Below are 15,118 nucleotides of genomic sequence, written 5' to 3'. Positions count from 1 at the left end.
CGCAGCTTCGCCACTTTGAGAACACAATCGTTTCACTTGCCCTGCCCGGCGCACAATGTAATGCCCGTCGTCACATCACCCGGAGCACCATCATGATCGAACTGATCCCCAATCTTCCCGAAAACGTCGTCGGCATCACCGCCTCGGGCCAGGTGACAGGAAGCGACTATGAGACCGTCCTCGTCCCGGCGATAGAGGCTGTGCTGAAGAAGCGATCGAAAGTGCGCCTGCTGTATCAAGTGGGGCCCAACTACAGCGGATTCACCTCCGGTGCGATGTGGGACGACATGAAGTTAGGCGTAACCCATATCGGCGCGTGGGAACGTGTTGCCCTGGTCACCGACGTCGAGTGGATTGCGACCGCCACGCGGATGCTTGGCTTTGTCTTGTTTTGCCCGGTCCGGGTCTTCGCGAACAGCGAACTCGCCGAGGCGAAGAACTGGATCGCAGCCGACTAAGGCACTGTTTTTGCGGTCACTGTTGGCGCCGACACTCCGACCGCGTGGATTACCCCAGTCCCAGCATTCATGCGCATTTCAGGCGTTTTGCTGGGCCGACTCCTACGCAGCCTTCATTTTGGTGATTTCAGCGATCTGCGAATGTCGGCAATTGGCCGACCTGCGCCTGATGGTGATCGGCGGCAGACGACCCGCTTGGGCCCGGCACGATCTCAAGGGCGGCTTTCAAGTTACAAGGGCCGGCAGGCTGGTCTTCGAGCGCAACCTTGGCTACACGGTCTTCCTGTCGCATCGGCGTGCAGCGGATACTCACTGGTAGGGAATGACTGAGGTCCGTCGCAGCGTGTTCGAAACCGGCTGGACGCTTTGTTCTTGTGGCGGCTCGACGCTGTTTTCCGGGGCCGGTTGAACGTCTTCTTCCGGAAGCGGCTCAATGCTCTGCACGGCGGGCGGCTGAATGCTCTTGACCACGACGGGCGGCTTAACGTCTGGCGTCGGTTTGCTGTGCAGGTCGGCGCTCAGGCCCGTGCCGACGTTCGAGGTCGCGGTGTTTGCAGTCTTGAGGATGCCGAGTGAATTGAACAGGAACACCGCCGCCGACGACCGCGTGTCGGCACCGCCAACCAGCGCCCCGATGAAAGGAAGAAAGCTCTCAGGGTGCGGCCTCGACGTCACAAACGTGTAGACCAACAGCGTCGAGCCGTCGTCCAGCGCTGTCTGAACCGACGCTGGACCGAGTGTGGCTGTCACGTCTTGCAGCGTCGTCACGCCGGGCTTGAAGTTCGACATTTGTTCAGGCCTCACTTCGACCCCCGCCGACATGCAACCGGCAAGCAGCGCGCCGCACAGCAGCCCAACTACCAGTCCATGTTTCATGTTGCCCCCCGTATTGACAATGATATGCCGACGGAGTGATCTCGGCGTGCGGCGAAAAAAGGGCCGACACGCTAACGGTCCTGGCTTCGTGGAAACGCTCGGGAGCCAAGAGATCGGAATCAACCCGTCGCGACCGGAGAACGGCGGCGACCATGCGAATGCCCGGCAACTCGAGCATCAGGATGCGACGTCGGGCAACTGGAGCAAGTCCAGGAAGGCCCGGGCGAGTGGTGTCAGCTCGTTCCGCGCGCCGCCCCTGAATACCGCCGCAAGCTCCCAGCAGGGCTCCTCGCTTTCGCGCAACGTTGCAGTCGCGATCGACGCGCCGCGCGTATCGCGCACCCGTGCGGCGGCCACTGATTCAGGCACCATTGTGATCGCGAGGCCCTGCGCAGCCAGTTCGAGCAACATCGGCAGATCGTTGACCTCGAAGCCGGTTCGACGCTGCAACCCTGCAGCCGCGAAACTTCGATCGACGAGGCGCCGCACGCTCCAGTCAGAACGGAGGTCGGCGAACGTTTCTTCGCTGAGATCGGACAGCTTGAGGTCACTCGCGCCCGCGAGCCGGTGATCCTCCGCGCAGACCACGACCATCCCCTCACACGCGAACATGTGCATCCCCAGTTCGTCAGGCAAAGGGTCCGGCGGCTGCGTGAATGCGAGATCGAGGCGGCCTTCGCGCACCTGATCAATCAACGCGCGCGAGCCGTCGAGTGTCAGTTCGATGTCGATCCCGCTGAACGCGGCCCGAAACTGTCCCAGCGAAGCAGGCAGATCGACGAACGGCGCAAGGCTATGAATCGCACCAATGCTGAGCCGACCGCGAGCGAGCCCATGCACCTGCGTCACGGCGTGCCGCGCCTCCCGCGCTGCGGCGAGCACGCGCCGCGCCTCCTCGAAGAGCACTTCACCTGCGGGCGTCAGGCCGACACTCCTCGTGCTGCGGACAAACAATGGTCCGCCGAGGTCCTCTTCCAATGACCGGATCGACGCCGACAACCCGGACTGAACCAGGTTGAGACGCCGCGACGCGCGCGTGAAATGCCGTTCTTCCGCGACCGCCACAAAATGTTCCAGCTGCTTCAGATCCACGCCGCCTCCCTCGTACTCTGGTTCTACGATTAAGCACTATAAGTGCACAATTTAATCATATATTTCTGTTTGAATGATAAGTCAATCTCCTCTATCGTTGAGTGCCTGACCGCGCTCTCGCAACGACATCTGGCACGCTTTGTCCGCGAAGATGATCGAAACGGCCCTGCGCCGGTCCCGGATTCTGAGCAACAGTTACAGGAGAGGGCTTCATCATGGAATATCGTCAACTCGGCCGTTCGGGTCTCAAGGTATCGACTATCACCCTTGGCACCATGACGATGGGCGGCAAAGGCAAATTCGCGCAGGTCGGCGAGGTCGGCCTCGAAGAGGCGCGCCGGCAGATCGACATGTGTATCGACGCCGGCGTCAACCTGATCGATACAGCGGATGTCTATTCGAATGGCGCGTCGGAGGAGATCGTCGGCGCGGCGCTCGGTGGCAAACGCAAGGGTGGCGTGCTGATCGCCACCAAGGCGCGCTTCCCCATGGGCGACGGTCCGAACGATCGGGGCCTGTCGCGGCATCATCTGATCGAAGCGTGCGAAGCGAGCCTCCGACGCCTCAAGACCGATGTGATCGACCTCTACCAGGTTCATCAATGGGACGGGATAACGCCGCTTGAAGAAACGCTCGAAGCGCTCGATCTGCTGGTCCGGCAGGGCAAGGTCCGATATGTCGGCTGCTCGAACTACTCGGGCTGGCACCTCATGAAGGCGTTGCATGTGAGCGAACGCGACCGCCTGCCGCGTTTCGCGAGCCAGCAGATCCATTACACGCTCGAAGCACGCGAAGCGGAATACGAGCTCGCGCCCATCGCACTCGATCAGGGGCTCGGCATTCTCGTATGGAGTCCGCTCGCAGGTGGCCTGTTATCCGGAAAGCACCGTCGTAACTCGACGCCTGGGGGCACGCGCCAGCTAGCTGGCTGGACCGAGCCACCGATCCGCAATGAGGAGCGGTTGTGGTCGATCGTCGATGTACTCGTCGAGATTGCCGACGAGCATCAGGTCTCGGCCGCCCAGGTTGCGCTTGCGTGGACGCTTGGGCGCCCGGCCGTCGCCTCGGTCATCATCGGCGGACGCAACGAGACCCAGTTGCGCGACAACCTGGGCGCCGCGAATCTCACATTGACCACCGGGCAACGCGCACGACTCGACAAGGTGAGCGCGCCGCCTCTGCTCTACCCTTACTGGCACCAGGTACAGACCGCACACGACCGTCTTGGAGGCCCTGACCTGTCGTTACTGGGACCGCATCTGCACGGATAGGGCGATTCCGTCGGCGTCGCCTGTCAATCACGCCGAAAAGGGCCGCGCGACAGCGAGGGTGCGATCACTTCGACTGAAGAACCATGAGAGCATCCTCATCGCTGGCGCTGTTCTCGGAAGCGTCACCCCATCCCTGGACGCCTGTTGCGTCGACGCTTCGAAGCGTTGAACAGGCAGCCCAGGGAGCCCGGTGATGACAACGCTCTGGCCAGCCGCGACGAGCACGCGATCATGCCATCCGTGTCCTTCGCGCCACCCAGGCGGAGCAGGAGCGGCTGACGTTCACGCCTCCAGTCACACGGAGGTTGATTGTCGCCAAACCTTTGACTAGCGTCGTTCGTTCAATTCATTTTCGCAGGTCGCCTTTTCCGATTACGAACTGTCAAAAGCAACGCATGGAAACGGCTCCAGAGCGTCTACGACTGGCGCCACCTTCTTTGCCCTCACACTTCCACGATCACTTCAAAGCCGCCGTAGATCAGCCGCTTGCCGTCGAAAGGCATGGGATTCTTATCAGGCTGTATCCGCGGGTCGGCCATTACTGCTTTCATTCCCTCGTCTCGCGCCTGACGCGAGGGCCAGACAACCCAGGAAAACACCACCGCCTCGTCATCCTGACGTTTGACCGCCATCGGGAAGGACGTCAACTTACCTTCCGGGACGTCATCTCCCCAGCACTCGACCACACTCAGCGCGCCGTGCTCCTTGAAGACGGCCGCTGCCAATCCGGCGTGCGTCCTGTACGCTTCACGATTGGCCGTGGGCACGGCGGCGACAAATCCATCTACGTAAGTCATGAACGATCTCCTTTCTAGTAAACAAGGAATAGAGGGTGCAATGCGGCGCCGTTTCGATCGGCGCCGCATTGTCACAGCACGCCCCTATACACACGACGAACGACGCCTTGAGAATTCGACAACACTCACCATAGATTTCGAGGTTCTCCGAAACATACACACATGGGGGGCGCAGAACCAATGGATAGACACGGACAAGAAGCCACGCGATAGAACATCCAGGCGCCAAGCCCATATTTGTGGCTGGAAACGTCCTGGGTGAATGGGTGTGATTCGAGCGTATAGAAACGGATCCGTCGGCCATCCGGATCTTCCAATATCAAAAGCCACCCCGGCGGGTCGATCTTTGCGGACGGTTGTGGATCGCGGCCGCGCAGAGTTGGAGTGATCGCGCTGATCGCGGTGCTACATCGTCTGCCCCAGCGGCTCGCCGAACTGGAGGGCGGCAAGCTGCGCGTAGAGCGGCGAGGTCTGCAGAAGATCGGCGTGACGGCCCTGCGCGACGATGCGACCTTTGTCCAGCACGACAATGCGGTCGGCCTGTTGTACGGTAGCCAGGCGGTGCGCAATGACCAGCGTGGTGCGGTTCTGTGCGGCATTGTCCAGCGCCTGTTGTACGAGCCGTTCGCTGGCGGCATCGAGGGCGCTGGTGGCCTCGTCGAGCAGCAGAATGGGCGGATTCTTCAGGATCGCGCGGGCGATCGCAATGCGTTGACGTTGCCCGCCAGAGAGCCGCACCCCGCGCTCGCCGAGAAACGTGTCGTAGCGTTGCGGCAACTCTTCGATAAAACCGGTCGCGGCGGCCATTTCTGCAGCGCGCTGTACTTGCGCGAGGGTGGCATCGGGCGCGCCGTAGCGGATATTGTCGAGCACAGTGCCTGAAAAGATCACCGACTCCTGCAGTACCACCCCGATTTCCCGGCGCAACTCGGCGAGCGGCACCTGCCGCGTCGGGACGCCGTTGATGAGGATGCTGCCGGACTGCGGATCGTAAAAACGCAGCAGCAGCTGGAACAGCGTGGTCTTACCGCCACCGGATGGCCCGACCAATGCGACATGCTCGCCTGGACGGACATCGAGCGAGAGTCCAGTGAGCGCGGCGACGCCTGGGCGCGAGGGATAAGAGAAGCTGACGTTGTCGAAGCGGATGCCCTCCCCGCGCGTCGGCAGCGGTACGGTGGCCTCGGCCTGCGCGACCGGCGAGCGCGCCGCCAGCAGTTGCAGCAGCCGCTCCGTGGCGCCGGCGGCCCGCTGCAGATCGCCCCACACTTCGGCGACCGCTCCCACCGCCCCGGCGGTGACCACCGCGTAGAGGATGAACTGAGACAATTGGCCCGCCGTCATGCTGCCGCCCAGCACCGCCTGCGCCCCGAGCCACAGCACGAACACGATGGCGGCGAACACCAGCACGATCACCACTGCGGTCAGCCAGGCGCGCGCCCGAATTCGCGTGAGTGCCGTCTCGAATGCGACTTCCACCGCGCCGGCGAAGCGCGTTGCCTCGCGGGGCTCCTGCACAAAGGACTGCACGGTTGGCATGGCGTTGAGTACCTCGCCCGCCAGCGCGCTTGCGTTGGCCACCTTGTCCTGGCTGGCGCGCGAGAGCCGACGCACACGCCGCCCGAAGACGACGATGGGCGCGACCACGACGACCAGCGTGGCCATGATGTAGCCGGACAGCACGGGGCTCGTCACCGCCAGCATCGCGACGCCGCCGGTAAGCAGGAAGAAGTTGCGCAACCCCATCGACAGGCTGGTGCCCACTACCGTCTGGATCAGCGTGGTGTCAGCGGTGAGCCGCGACAGCACCTCTCCGGTCTGCGTGGTCTCAAAGAACTGTGGACTCATCCCCAGGATGTGCTCGTAGACCGCGCGCCGCAAATCAGCCGTGACCCGCTCACCCAGCCACGACACCAGGTAGAAGCGCAGCGCTGTGGCGCCGGCCAATACCAGCGACACAACGAACAACGCCAGAAAATAACGATCGATATGCGTCCGGTTGCCGGCTGCGAAGCCCCGATCGATCAGGTATTTGAATGCCACCGGCAACGTCAGTGTCGCGCCCGCCGACGTCACCAGCGCCACGAAGGCCAGCGCCCAGCGTCCGGTATAACGACGAAGGAAGGGTAACAAGGCGAACAGCGGACCGAGACGCGAAGCGCGCGGGGCGAAATCTGGCATGAGGATTCCTGAGCGGATCGAATGTCTCCCGATTTTGCCAGTCCTGTGGATTCGAAGGCGTCCCGCGTAAAAGCTTGGCACGGATCCATGGGTACCGCGGCGTGCGCTCGTGCCGTTCCGGAAATCCCGCCTGCCTGGCTATGCGGTGCCCGGTAGACTGCTTCAGCGAGCTTGCCGCGACTGCCCATCTGTATCAAGATCAAGTCGACTCATCAGGCGTATGCCATTGCCATGACAGACAACCCGGATCCTGACAAACTGAAAGGCCCCGGCGGCTTGACGTTCCGCCAGATCCACGAGCAGGTGCAGAAGAGCGTCGAGCGCGACCGCGAAGCGCAGGTAACGCGCAACGCTCCCGCTCCGCCGCAGAGCCGGTGGCGACGCTGGGTGCGCTATGTGTGGGGCCGCAGCGGGCGTCGCTAGCCTGGCCAGTCGCTCTATGTCAGCGCTGAAGACGTCGATCACGCGGACCAGATCGCAGCGAATGACACTGTTACGAGGCGGTGGTTTTCAGGAGTAAAGGAGCGTTGAGGTAGAGATCGGGAAACATCTTTTTCAGGTTGTCCACTTTCGGCAAATCGTTGATGACGATATACGGGTCGCCGGGATGCAGCGCGAGAAAATTCTGGTGATAGGCTTCGGCCGGATAGAACCCATTGAAGTTCTCCACGCGAGTGACGATCGGCGCCGAAAATACATGGGCTTTTCCGAGTTGCGCGATATACGCCTGAGCAACACTGCGCTGCTCCTGATTGACGGGGAACACGGCCGAGCGATATTGCGTGCCGCGGTCGGGACCTTGGTAGTTCAATTCAGTCGGATCATGTGCGACCGAGAAAAAGATCTGCAGCAGACGCCCATACGTGATCTGCGTCGGGTCGTAAGTGACCTGTACCGATTCCGCATGACCGGTATCGCCTTCTTCAACGGTGTCGTAGTGTGCCGTGCTGGCCGAGCCGCCCGTATAACCTGAGGCAACCTGCCTAACGCCGCGCACGTGCTCGAACACACCCTGCATGCCCCAGAAGCAGCCGCCGGCAAATACGGCGGCTTCGCTATGCGCCGCGACGACTTCTTCGTCCTGGGCAGGAGCGGGAATCTTCGTTGCCGGTTCGGCCGAATTTGCGAAACGCTGTAATGCGATTACCCCCACGGCCAGCGTAACGAGGCCGGCAAGTCTGGCCATGGACGAACGGCTTCGCCACGAAGCGGTGATGGTCGGTGTCCTGTTCACGATTGTCAGTCCTTTGAGTGGTCAGTGTATGTGCGCCGGTCCGCAAGGCGTCAGCCGAACGTGAATGCATAGGCTTCGACGCCCGGGTCCAGAAACTCGATCGAGAAAGTGTGATCCTTGACGTCACCGGTCTGCCGCACCAGTTGATAAAGCCGCTGCCCGGTCACGGTTCCGCTGCCGTCGGCGGTGACGTCTGTGCCGTGCGCGTCGCCAGGCGGAGCACCGTCGATGCTGACGCGAAACCGAACCGGCTTGCCGTCACTGCCCGGTCCGAGCACCAGATGCACATCGCGCGCATGAAACTGGTAGACGATGCGCCCACACGCTGCCGCAAGCGTCGCGTACTCGGCACCGACCTTCCACCTGCCATCGAGCCCCCAGTCATTCAAGGCAGGCTGCGCGGGCGCGGTGTACGTATGCGGCTGGTCCTGCGTTTCGCCGCCGGGTGAAGCGAAATTCTCTGCGCGCCCGTAGCCGATATAGGTTTCCGGCGACTGCAGATCGGCGGCGTCGGCAGCCGCTTGCACGCCCTGGACGCTGGCGTTTGTCAGCCCCGCCGCGATCTTTGCTGCGTCGGGGTGACCGGCTTCGGTCAGTAACGCCTGGATGACCTCTTCCGACTGTGCATCGTCGCCTTCGCCAAAATGGTGGTAGCGGATTTGCCCCCTGGCGTCGACCAAATATTGCGCCGGCCAGTACTGGTTGTTCAGCGTGCGCCAGATCGCGTAGTTGTTGTCGATCGCGACGGGATAATCGATGCCGAGGTCATGCGTGGCCTTCTTCACGTTCTCGATGTCGCGTTCAAACGCGAATTCGGGCGCATGCACGCCAATGACGACGAGTCCCTGATCCTTGTATTTCTGCGCCCACGCTTCCACATACGGCAGCGTGCGCAGGCAGTTGATGCACGAATAGGTCCAGAAATTGACCAGCACGACCTTGCCGCGCAGCCCCTGCGCCGTCAGCGGCGGCGAGTTCAGCCACTGAACCGCGCCGTCTAGCGTGGGCAGCACGCCTTCGACGGGCAGCGGCGCCGCGTTGTCCGCTGAGACCGCGCGGGCGGGCGTCGAACTGGGCGAGAACCGGTCGATCAGTTTCTGTTCAAGGCCGCCAGTGGCAATGGTCGATAAGCGAGTCAATGCCCCGGTGTCGAGGCCAAGTGCAATGGCCGCCACGCCGCACAGCATCGCCGCGCCAATCGCGCGGCGGATCCATTCACCAGCGCCAAGCGAACGTTTCATTGCAGCAAACACCCGGCCGCCGATCAGCAGCGCCACGGCCAGAGAGGTCGCCGCTCCGGCCGCGTAGGCGAACAGCAGCAGCGTGGTGCCGACGCTCGCGCCGCGTAGGGCCGCACCCGTCAGTACAAGACCGAGGATCGGCCCGGCGCATGGTGCCCACAGCAGGCCGGTGGCGATACCCAACAAAAACGAGGAACCCGCGCGAACCTGCTGGCCATTTCCCTGCGCGAACGTCGAAAGCCGGTTGCCGGCGCTCACCAGCGGGCGCATCAGATAGTCGGCGAAGCGCGGCAGCAGCAGCGTCACGCCAAATACGGCCAGCAGCGCGATCGCGAGCCAGCGGCCATACTGATTGGCCTCGGCGACCCAGCCGCCGCCGACCGCCGCGAGCGTCGCCACGACGGCGAACGTGAGCGCCATGCCGGTAAGCAGCGGCAAGCCGCTGCGAACAAAAGGCTGGTCAGCGCGAGCGAAAACGAAGGGCAGCACCGGCAGGATGCACGGGCTGAGGATCGTGAGGGCACCGCCCAGGTAGGCGAGAACGATGAGTAACATGATTTGTTGAGCCGTTGGTCTTCGTAGGCATCCGGTGCACGCGAATACGCCCGCGCGAGGCTCGTCATCGAGCAGAGCGCTGTGAGGCCGCTCGGTGCCCTCGTGACACAGTACGGTGCACTGTGCCGCCGTCAGCAACCGGAGCCATCGGTCATCCGCGCGGGTTTTCGAGGCTTTCGGCTGGCTTGTCGGCGTCGGCAGCTGCCGCTGCCGCCGCGACAGCCAGCGTGCGCCAAACGGCGTTATTGGCCGAAGTAGATCGGCTTCATGCCATCATCAGTTGCGGAGCGAGCGGCCACTTGGGCACCTGATGCCGACGAACCGCCGACAGTCCCGCCCATGCCGCCTGTCGCATCGTTTTGCGCAGCCACGCGGGCTTCAGCAGCCTGGATGTCATTCGGGTAATACGCATCGGCGCTGCTGGCCGGGTTATAGCCGGCCTTTTCGAGCTGAACCAGTTCGGCGCGAACTTGAGCACGGGTCAGGGGCTGGCTCGACTGGGCGAAAGAGGCGAGCGGGGCAGCGAGCACAGCAGCAACGACAACGGCTTGAATAAGCGATTTCATGATGACCTATCTCCAGAGTGGGTCCTGTCCTGTCAGAAAGACGTCCGGATATCACAGACCACGGGCCACAGTCTCGTTAGGATCTGCGAGGTGGAATGCATGTCGATTCCGGCGTTGATGCATTTGAACTCGCAGAGGTATCTGGCATGTGTCTGGAAAGCAGGTCATTTGCAATGTTGTGTATCAGTTTGACCGGCGGATACACTACGACACAAATATCGCTCTGGCTCGCGTTCACGCTATAGAGCAGGCTCAGATATCGGAGGGGCGAATCGCGGAGCCAGGTGTGGTTGTCGGCGTTGTCAGGTTGACCGATCAGTCGCGTTGGCGTGATCGTGACGTACGAGGCGATCCGGTGCTGGTGCGGCATGTCGTGCCGCTTTCACCTGGTGAGCCAGGCCCGTCCCGTCATTCACCCAGGCTTTCGCGCTCAAGCTGCTCACGCGGGATGTGGCGCACATCCTTGCCTTTGACGATATAGATGATGAATTCCGCTATGTTCGTCGCATGGTCGCCGATGCGTTCAATGGCCTTGGCAATGAAGAGATAGTCCAGCCCGATGGAGATGATTCGAGGGTCCTTTGTCATGCTCGTCACCAGCGTGCGTACGAACGCACGAAATTGTTCGTCGATAGCGTCGTCATCGCGGACCACTTGAGCTGCGGCAACGGTATCGAGGCGAGCGAAGGCATCAAGCGCACGGCGGAGGATGGTAAATGCCATTTCGCCGGACAAAGTGACTCCCACGGTGTCGATAGTCCTCGCCTTGCCGTCTTCCGCAATTCGGCGGGTTCGCTTCGCGACCTTCCGCGCTTCATCTCCGGCACGTTCGAGGTTCGTGACGGTCTTCGAGATGGACATCAGCAGACGCAGGTCGCGTGCAGCGGGCTGGCGCCGCGCGATAATGTTGATGCACTCTTCGTCGACTTCCGCTTCCATTGCATTGAGTCGACGCTCGTCGGTGAGGATTCTGCTGACCAGGTCCAGATCGAAGTCCTTGAGCGCCTGCAGCGCATTGGCGACTTGTGACTCAACGATGCCGCCCATCTCGAAGACCTTTGACAGTACCCGATTGAGGTCAGAGTCGAATCGACTGGAAAGGTGCTTGTCGGGCATCGGATCCCCCACGTTAGCTGAACCGGCCGGTTACGCAATCCCTGCGATTTCGCGAGCGCCGCATCACGGCACGCTGGCGTCGAAAGGAACGGTGGCCGAAGTTGCATGTAACGTGCATAAGCATCCAGCAAAGCGCGCTGCCCGCCTCCGGGCCGCATGAGCAGCCCGCCCGAGGTGACGTACAGCTACGATTTTGCTGGTCGACCCGTCTTGACGGTTTCGACCGCCGAAATCGCCGCAACCAGACGCGTGGCAGGAGCCGAGTCCAGCAAATGCAGACCAGCGCGAAGAAGCTCACTCTTTTTCACCGAGACGCCTGCGTCGAGACACTTCTGTTTCAGTGACGCGATTTTGTCGTAGTCGGACTTTGGCATCGTGAAGCTGTCGCGTACCACCTTCTCTTTCCTGGCGCGTTTTGCTTTCACCTCTACGGCGGGACTGACTGGTGCGGCATCAACGGGCTTCGCGCGCTTCGGTTTGGCGGCCTTCGTCGAAGCCGGTTCGGCATCCGGGGCTGCGACTGCAGGAGCGTTTTCCTCATTCGCTTGCTGCTCGTCCGCCTTCGCGTGGCCGTTGGCATGCTTTGGAAAGTGAAAGGCCTTCTTCGTCGGCTTCCTCGTGCTGGGTTGACTCATGATTCTCTCCAGATCGATAAACGATATAAACAGTATATATCGTTTATCGATGATTACCAGACCACATTGGAGATGCCATGCCCCACCGACGACCGTAAAGTTGTCCACATAATCTGTTGGCAAATTTGTGGAAAACATGGGTGAAGAAGCGTCAAGTGTCTGAAGCGAAACAGCAATTTGCTGGCGGGTTCAATGCGAGCATGGGCCTTCGACAGGAACGACGACTCACCGCAACCCGGATGTCTCTCACGTCGCGCCACTGTCAAAGCCAACAGGCATAGCGTGCGTTGGGTCACCCATCTCTTTCAGCCGCGTCTGCAGGAGCGCCCTAACCCCCCGCTGTGCTCAGGGCGTGTGCGCGTCGAAGCCTTTCGCGACTGTTGCTCAAATGCATCCGCATTGCCGCGCGAGCGTCGTCCGCGTCCTGACGCTCGATTGCCCGGTAAATCAGCCGATGCTCGCTCAGCACGTTTCGCAGGTGCTCGATATGGTCAAGCTCGGCAAGTTCGGCGGAACCAAGCCGTGTGCGCGGACTCACCGCGCGGCCGAGTTGACTGAGGACGTCAAAGAAGTAGCGATTCCCGCTTGCTCGCGCAATCTGCAGATGAAACTCAATATCGTGCGCGAGCACGTCGGTGCTCCCCCTTTCGAGTTCGGACTCGAAACGGTCTAACGCGCTACGCATCTGCTTGAGATTCTGCTCGGTACGCCTGCCTGCCGCCAGAGCGGCCGATGCTGCCTCAACGTCGATACGGAACTCGATAATGGCCATCACATCGAGCATGTTGGAGAGGTCGGCTGCGGGCAACTGCATTGGCTCTTCAGTCGACGGCGCCAATACAAACGTGCCGATGCCGTGGCGTGTCTCGACAACTTTCGCCGCCTGAAGGCGCGATATCGCCTCGCGAACAACAGAGCGACTCACAGAGAGTTGCTTCATCATCGCGACTTCTGTGGGAATCCGGTCTCCCGGCCTCAAGATTCCGCGTCGAATTTCGTCGGACAGGGCGGCGACCACCTTCTCAGTCAGGCTGCTCATTTTGTGGCTTGTTGAATAATCACGAGGAAAAGCACACGTTCCGTGCGGGAGATCACGTCATCAGACGTCTCGACATAAGTCATCATAACGCCAGTCCCGCTTCAAGGCGATGTCATCGCCAAAACCGCGGTGGCGTGTTGAAAGGGAATCCTGTTTCGATGTCTTCATGCCGAAACAGCAGGTCGAATCGTTGTCCGACAACGCAAAATCAAAAGCTGCGGCGGATATCTCAGGTGTACTCGTCGGCGGTGTTCAACTGCGATCCCGAAGACCGCGATGGACTTCTATCGCAATTGCCACCGATTGCCACGCGATTCGCGTGGCAGACTCATCGACGAGTACTTCCAACTCTCGTTCTTCTGCTCGTATCTATTCAATTGTGGCGGGGGAGGTCGGCGACGTTGTCTTCATCTGCCGCCTTCCAATATACCTCATGTCATCCGACGTCCTAGCTCGCATCCCCTGAGACTCAGAATTAACGCAGCATATTTCCTCATTCAGACCCAGTATCCTGCGACTTAAGCAGGGTAAACACCCGTATTGGAAAGCAGAAACGAAAATCGTAGACTGTCATCGGACAACCGATGACGTCGATTCAAGATGGCGACCCATCCGCTCTATCGGGTGCACCGCATTGCGTTGGATTGGGCCGACCATTCGGCCGACACTGGAGACAATCTTGACATCTGCTTTCACTAGACCAGCGACCGACGTGCTCGAATCGGCGGTTTCGAAGGTCAAGCGGCACGTGCTGCCACTCTTCCTCATCATGTTTATCGCGAACTACGTCGACCGCGTGAACATTGGGTTCGTCAATCAGCACATGGAAACCGATTTAGGTATCGGTGCGGCAGCATTCGGACTCGGCAGCGGACTGTTTTTCATCGGATATGCGCTATTTGAAGTGCCTTCAAACGTCCTGATGCAAAAGTACGGGGCCCGGATCTGGCTGACCCGCATCATGGGCACCTGGGGCCTCGTCGCTGCCGCAATGGCATTCGTCTGGAACGACACGTCGTTTTACGTTTTGCGTTTCCTGCTTGGGGTCGCCGAGGCGGGCTTCTTTCCCGGTGTCGTCTTTTACTTCACCCAATGGCTACCGCAAAAGGAACGCGGCAAAGCGGTTGCCGTGTTCCTTGCCGGTTCGGCACTCGCGTCCGTGCTTTCCGGGCCGATTACGGGCGGGCTGCTGTCGATTCGCGGCTTCGGATTGCAAGGTTGGCAGTGGATGTTCCTCATCGAGGGCGGATTCTCCATCCTGTTGTGCGGCGTAACCTGGGTGCTGCTGAAATCGCATATCCGCGACGCTTCGTGGCTCACGGAAAGCGAGAAGAACGCGCTCGAGACGTCCATCGCCGCCGAGCAGGCCGAGCGGGAAGCACTCGGCGGTGCGCACGTGCCGACCCTGAAACTCCTGAAAGACCCGCAGATCATCCTGTTCTGCCTTCTCTATTTCGCCATCCAGCTCACGATTTACGCGGCTACTTTCTGGCTGCCGACTATCATCCGAAAGATGGGGGGCCTGACGGATTTCCAGGTTGGCCTGTTCAATGCCGTACCCTGGCTCATCGCAATGATCGCCATGTACTGTTTTGCGGTGCTTTCAGCCAAATGGCGCTTCCAGCAGGCGTGGCTTGCGGCGGCCCTGATCATCGCGGCTTGCGGACTGTTCGCTTCGACGTCCGGCAACCCGGTCTTCTCGTTCGTCGCTATCTGCTTCTCGGCCATTGGCTTCAAGGCCGCAGCGTCGCTCTTCTGGCCCATTCCGCAGGGATACCTGGACGCACGGGTCGCTGCAGCCGTGATCGCACTCATCAATTCAATTGGAAACCTGGGTGGCTTCTTCGCACCGGCTGCTTTCGGTTACCTGCAACAGCACACAGGCTCGATTTCCGGTGGCCTGTATGGCCTGGCGGTGGCATCGTTACTTGCTGCGGCGGCAGGCTTCCTTACCCGCAATCGCCGTGTGAGCCATGCCATGCCTGTACAAACCGTCCATGGCAAAGCGCATTGACCGCCCGAGACTTTGAAAATGAACCACGCGATATCCGGCGGCC

Annotated in this window: 14 protein-coding genes; 4 read left to right on the top strand and 10 right to left on the bottom strand. The window is 61.0% G+C overall.

All coding sequences use genetic code 11. The features are described from left to right. Positions 1-92 precede the first annotated feature (92 nt). On the top strand, positions 93-458 hold the full coding sequence (locus B0G77_RS33485) for an STAS/SEC14 domain-containing protein (protein ID WP_133666099.1): 366 nt from the start codon (positions 93-95) through the stop codon (positions 456-458). Positions 459-767: 309 nt separating this feature from the next. Here the strand turns inward: B0G77_RS33485 and B0G77_RS33480 are convergent, their stop codons facing one another. Both B0G77_RS33480 and B0G77_RS33475 read right to left on the bottom strand, forming a co-directional pair. Beyond that, the gene (locus tag B0G77_RS33480) at positions 768-1,334 is read right to left on the bottom strand and encodes a hypothetical protein (protein ID WP_133666098.1); all 567 of its coding nucleotides are present in this window, start codon (positions 1,332-1,334) and stop codon (positions 768-770) included. Positions 1,335-1,511: 177 nt separating this feature from the next. Next, the gene (locus B0G77_RS33475; RefSeq protein ID WP_133666097.1) at positions 1,512-2,426 is read right to left on the bottom strand and encodes a LysR family transcriptional regulator; all 915 of its coding nucleotides are present in this window, start codon (positions 2,424-2,426) and stop codon (positions 1,512-1,514) included. A gap of 215 nt (positions 2,427-2,641) precedes the next feature. On the opposite strand from B0G77_RS33475, the gene B0G77_RS33470 reads away from it, so the two are divergent. Beyond that, positions 2,642-3,697: an aldo/keto reductase gene (locus tag B0G77_RS33470; protein ID WP_133666096.1), complete on the top strand. Its 1,056-nt coding sequence runs from the start codon at positions 2,642-2,644 to the stop codon at positions 3,695-3,697. 443 nt (positions 3,698-4,140) lie between these two features. Here the strand turns inward: B0G77_RS33470 and B0G77_RS33465 are convergent, their stop codons facing one another. Both B0G77_RS33465 and B0G77_RS33460 read right to left on the bottom strand, forming a co-directional pair. Continuing rightward, positions 4,141-4,494, bottom strand: a complete 354-nt coding sequence (locus B0G77_RS33465) for a DUF1428 domain-containing protein (RefSeq protein WP_133666095.1) — start codon at positions 4,492-4,494, stop codon at positions 4,141-4,143. A gap of 405 nt (positions 4,495-4,899) precedes the next feature. Then, positions 4,900-6,675: an ABC transporter transmembrane domain-containing protein gene (locus B0G77_RS33460; RefSeq protein WP_133666094.1), complete on the bottom strand. Its 1,776-nt coding sequence runs from the start codon at positions 6,673-6,675 to the stop codon at positions 4,900-4,902. 231 nt (positions 6,676-6,906) lie between these two features. Here B0G77_RS33460 and B0G77_RS33455 point away from each other — a divergent pair, with 231 nt between their 5' ends. Continuing rightward, positions 6,907-7,098 carry a hypothetical protein gene (locus B0G77_RS33455; RefSeq protein ID WP_133666093.1) on the top strand — a complete coding sequence of 64 codons (192 nt, stop codon included), beginning with the start codon at positions 6,907-6,909 and terminating at the stop codon, positions 7,096-7,098. A gap of 70 nt (positions 7,099-7,168) precedes the next feature. Here B0G77_RS33455 and msrA read toward each other — a convergent pair whose 3' ends face one another. The 6 genes from msrA to B0G77_RS33425 all read right to left on the bottom strand — a co-directional run bounded on the left by msrA (position 7,169) and on the right by B0G77_RS33425 (position 13,061). After that, positions 7,169-7,861: a peptide-methionine (S)-S-oxide reductase MsrA gene (msrA, locus tag B0G77_RS33450; protein ID WP_133666986.1), complete on the bottom strand. Its 693-nt coding sequence runs from the start codon at positions 7,859-7,861 to the stop codon at positions 7,169-7,171. Positions 7,862-7,959: 98 nt separating this feature from the next. Next, a complete protein-coding gene (locus tag B0G77_RS33445; RefSeq protein ID WP_133666092.1) occupies positions 7,960-9,705 on the bottom strand; it encodes a cytochrome c biogenesis protein DipZ in 1,746 nt (581 codons plus the stop codon). A gap of 242 nt (positions 9,706-9,947) precedes the next feature. After that, on the bottom strand, positions 9,948-10,271 hold the full coding sequence (locus tag B0G77_RS33440) for a DUF4148 domain-containing protein (RefSeq protein WP_133666091.1): 324 nt from the start codon (positions 10,269-10,271) through the stop codon (positions 9,948-9,950). Positions 10,272-10,679: 408 nt separating this feature from the next. Continuing rightward, positions 10,680-11,387, bottom strand: a complete 708-nt coding sequence (phoU, locus tag B0G77_RS33435; protein WP_133666090.1) for a phosphate signaling complex protein PhoU — start codon at positions 11,385-11,387, stop codon at positions 10,680-10,682. A gap of 185 nt (positions 11,388-11,572) precedes the next feature. Continuing rightward, positions 11,573-12,022 (bottom strand): hypothetical protein, encoded by a 450-nt coding sequence (locus B0G77_RS33430; protein ID WP_133666985.1) that lies wholly within the window; start codon positions 12,020-12,022, stop codon positions 11,573-11,575. A gap of 328 nt (positions 12,023-12,350) precedes the next feature. Then, a complete protein-coding gene (locus tag B0G77_RS33425; protein WP_133666089.1) occupies positions 12,351-13,061 on the bottom strand; it encodes a FadR/GntR family transcriptional regulator in 711 nt (236 codons plus the stop codon). Positions 13,062-13,740: 679 nt separating this feature from the next. On the opposite strand from B0G77_RS33425, the gene B0G77_RS33420 reads away from it, so the two are divergent. Further along, positions 13,741-15,075, top strand: coding sequence for an MFS transporter (locus B0G77_RS33420; protein ID WP_133666088.1), 1,335 nt, complete (start codon positions 13,741-13,743; stop codon positions 15,073-15,075). The last annotated feature ends 43 nt before the right edge of the window (positions 15,076-15,118 follow it).

Origin of the sequence: Paraburkholderia sp. BL10I2N1 (genome assembly GCF_004361815.1) — a bacterium.
In the GTDB taxonomy this organism is placed as follows: domain Bacteria; phylum Pseudomonadota; class Gammaproteobacteria; order Burkholderiales; family Burkholderiaceae; genus Paraburkholderia.
Note: the sequence above shows the minus strand (reverse complement) of the source record. Positions and strands in the feature narration are given on the sequence as shown.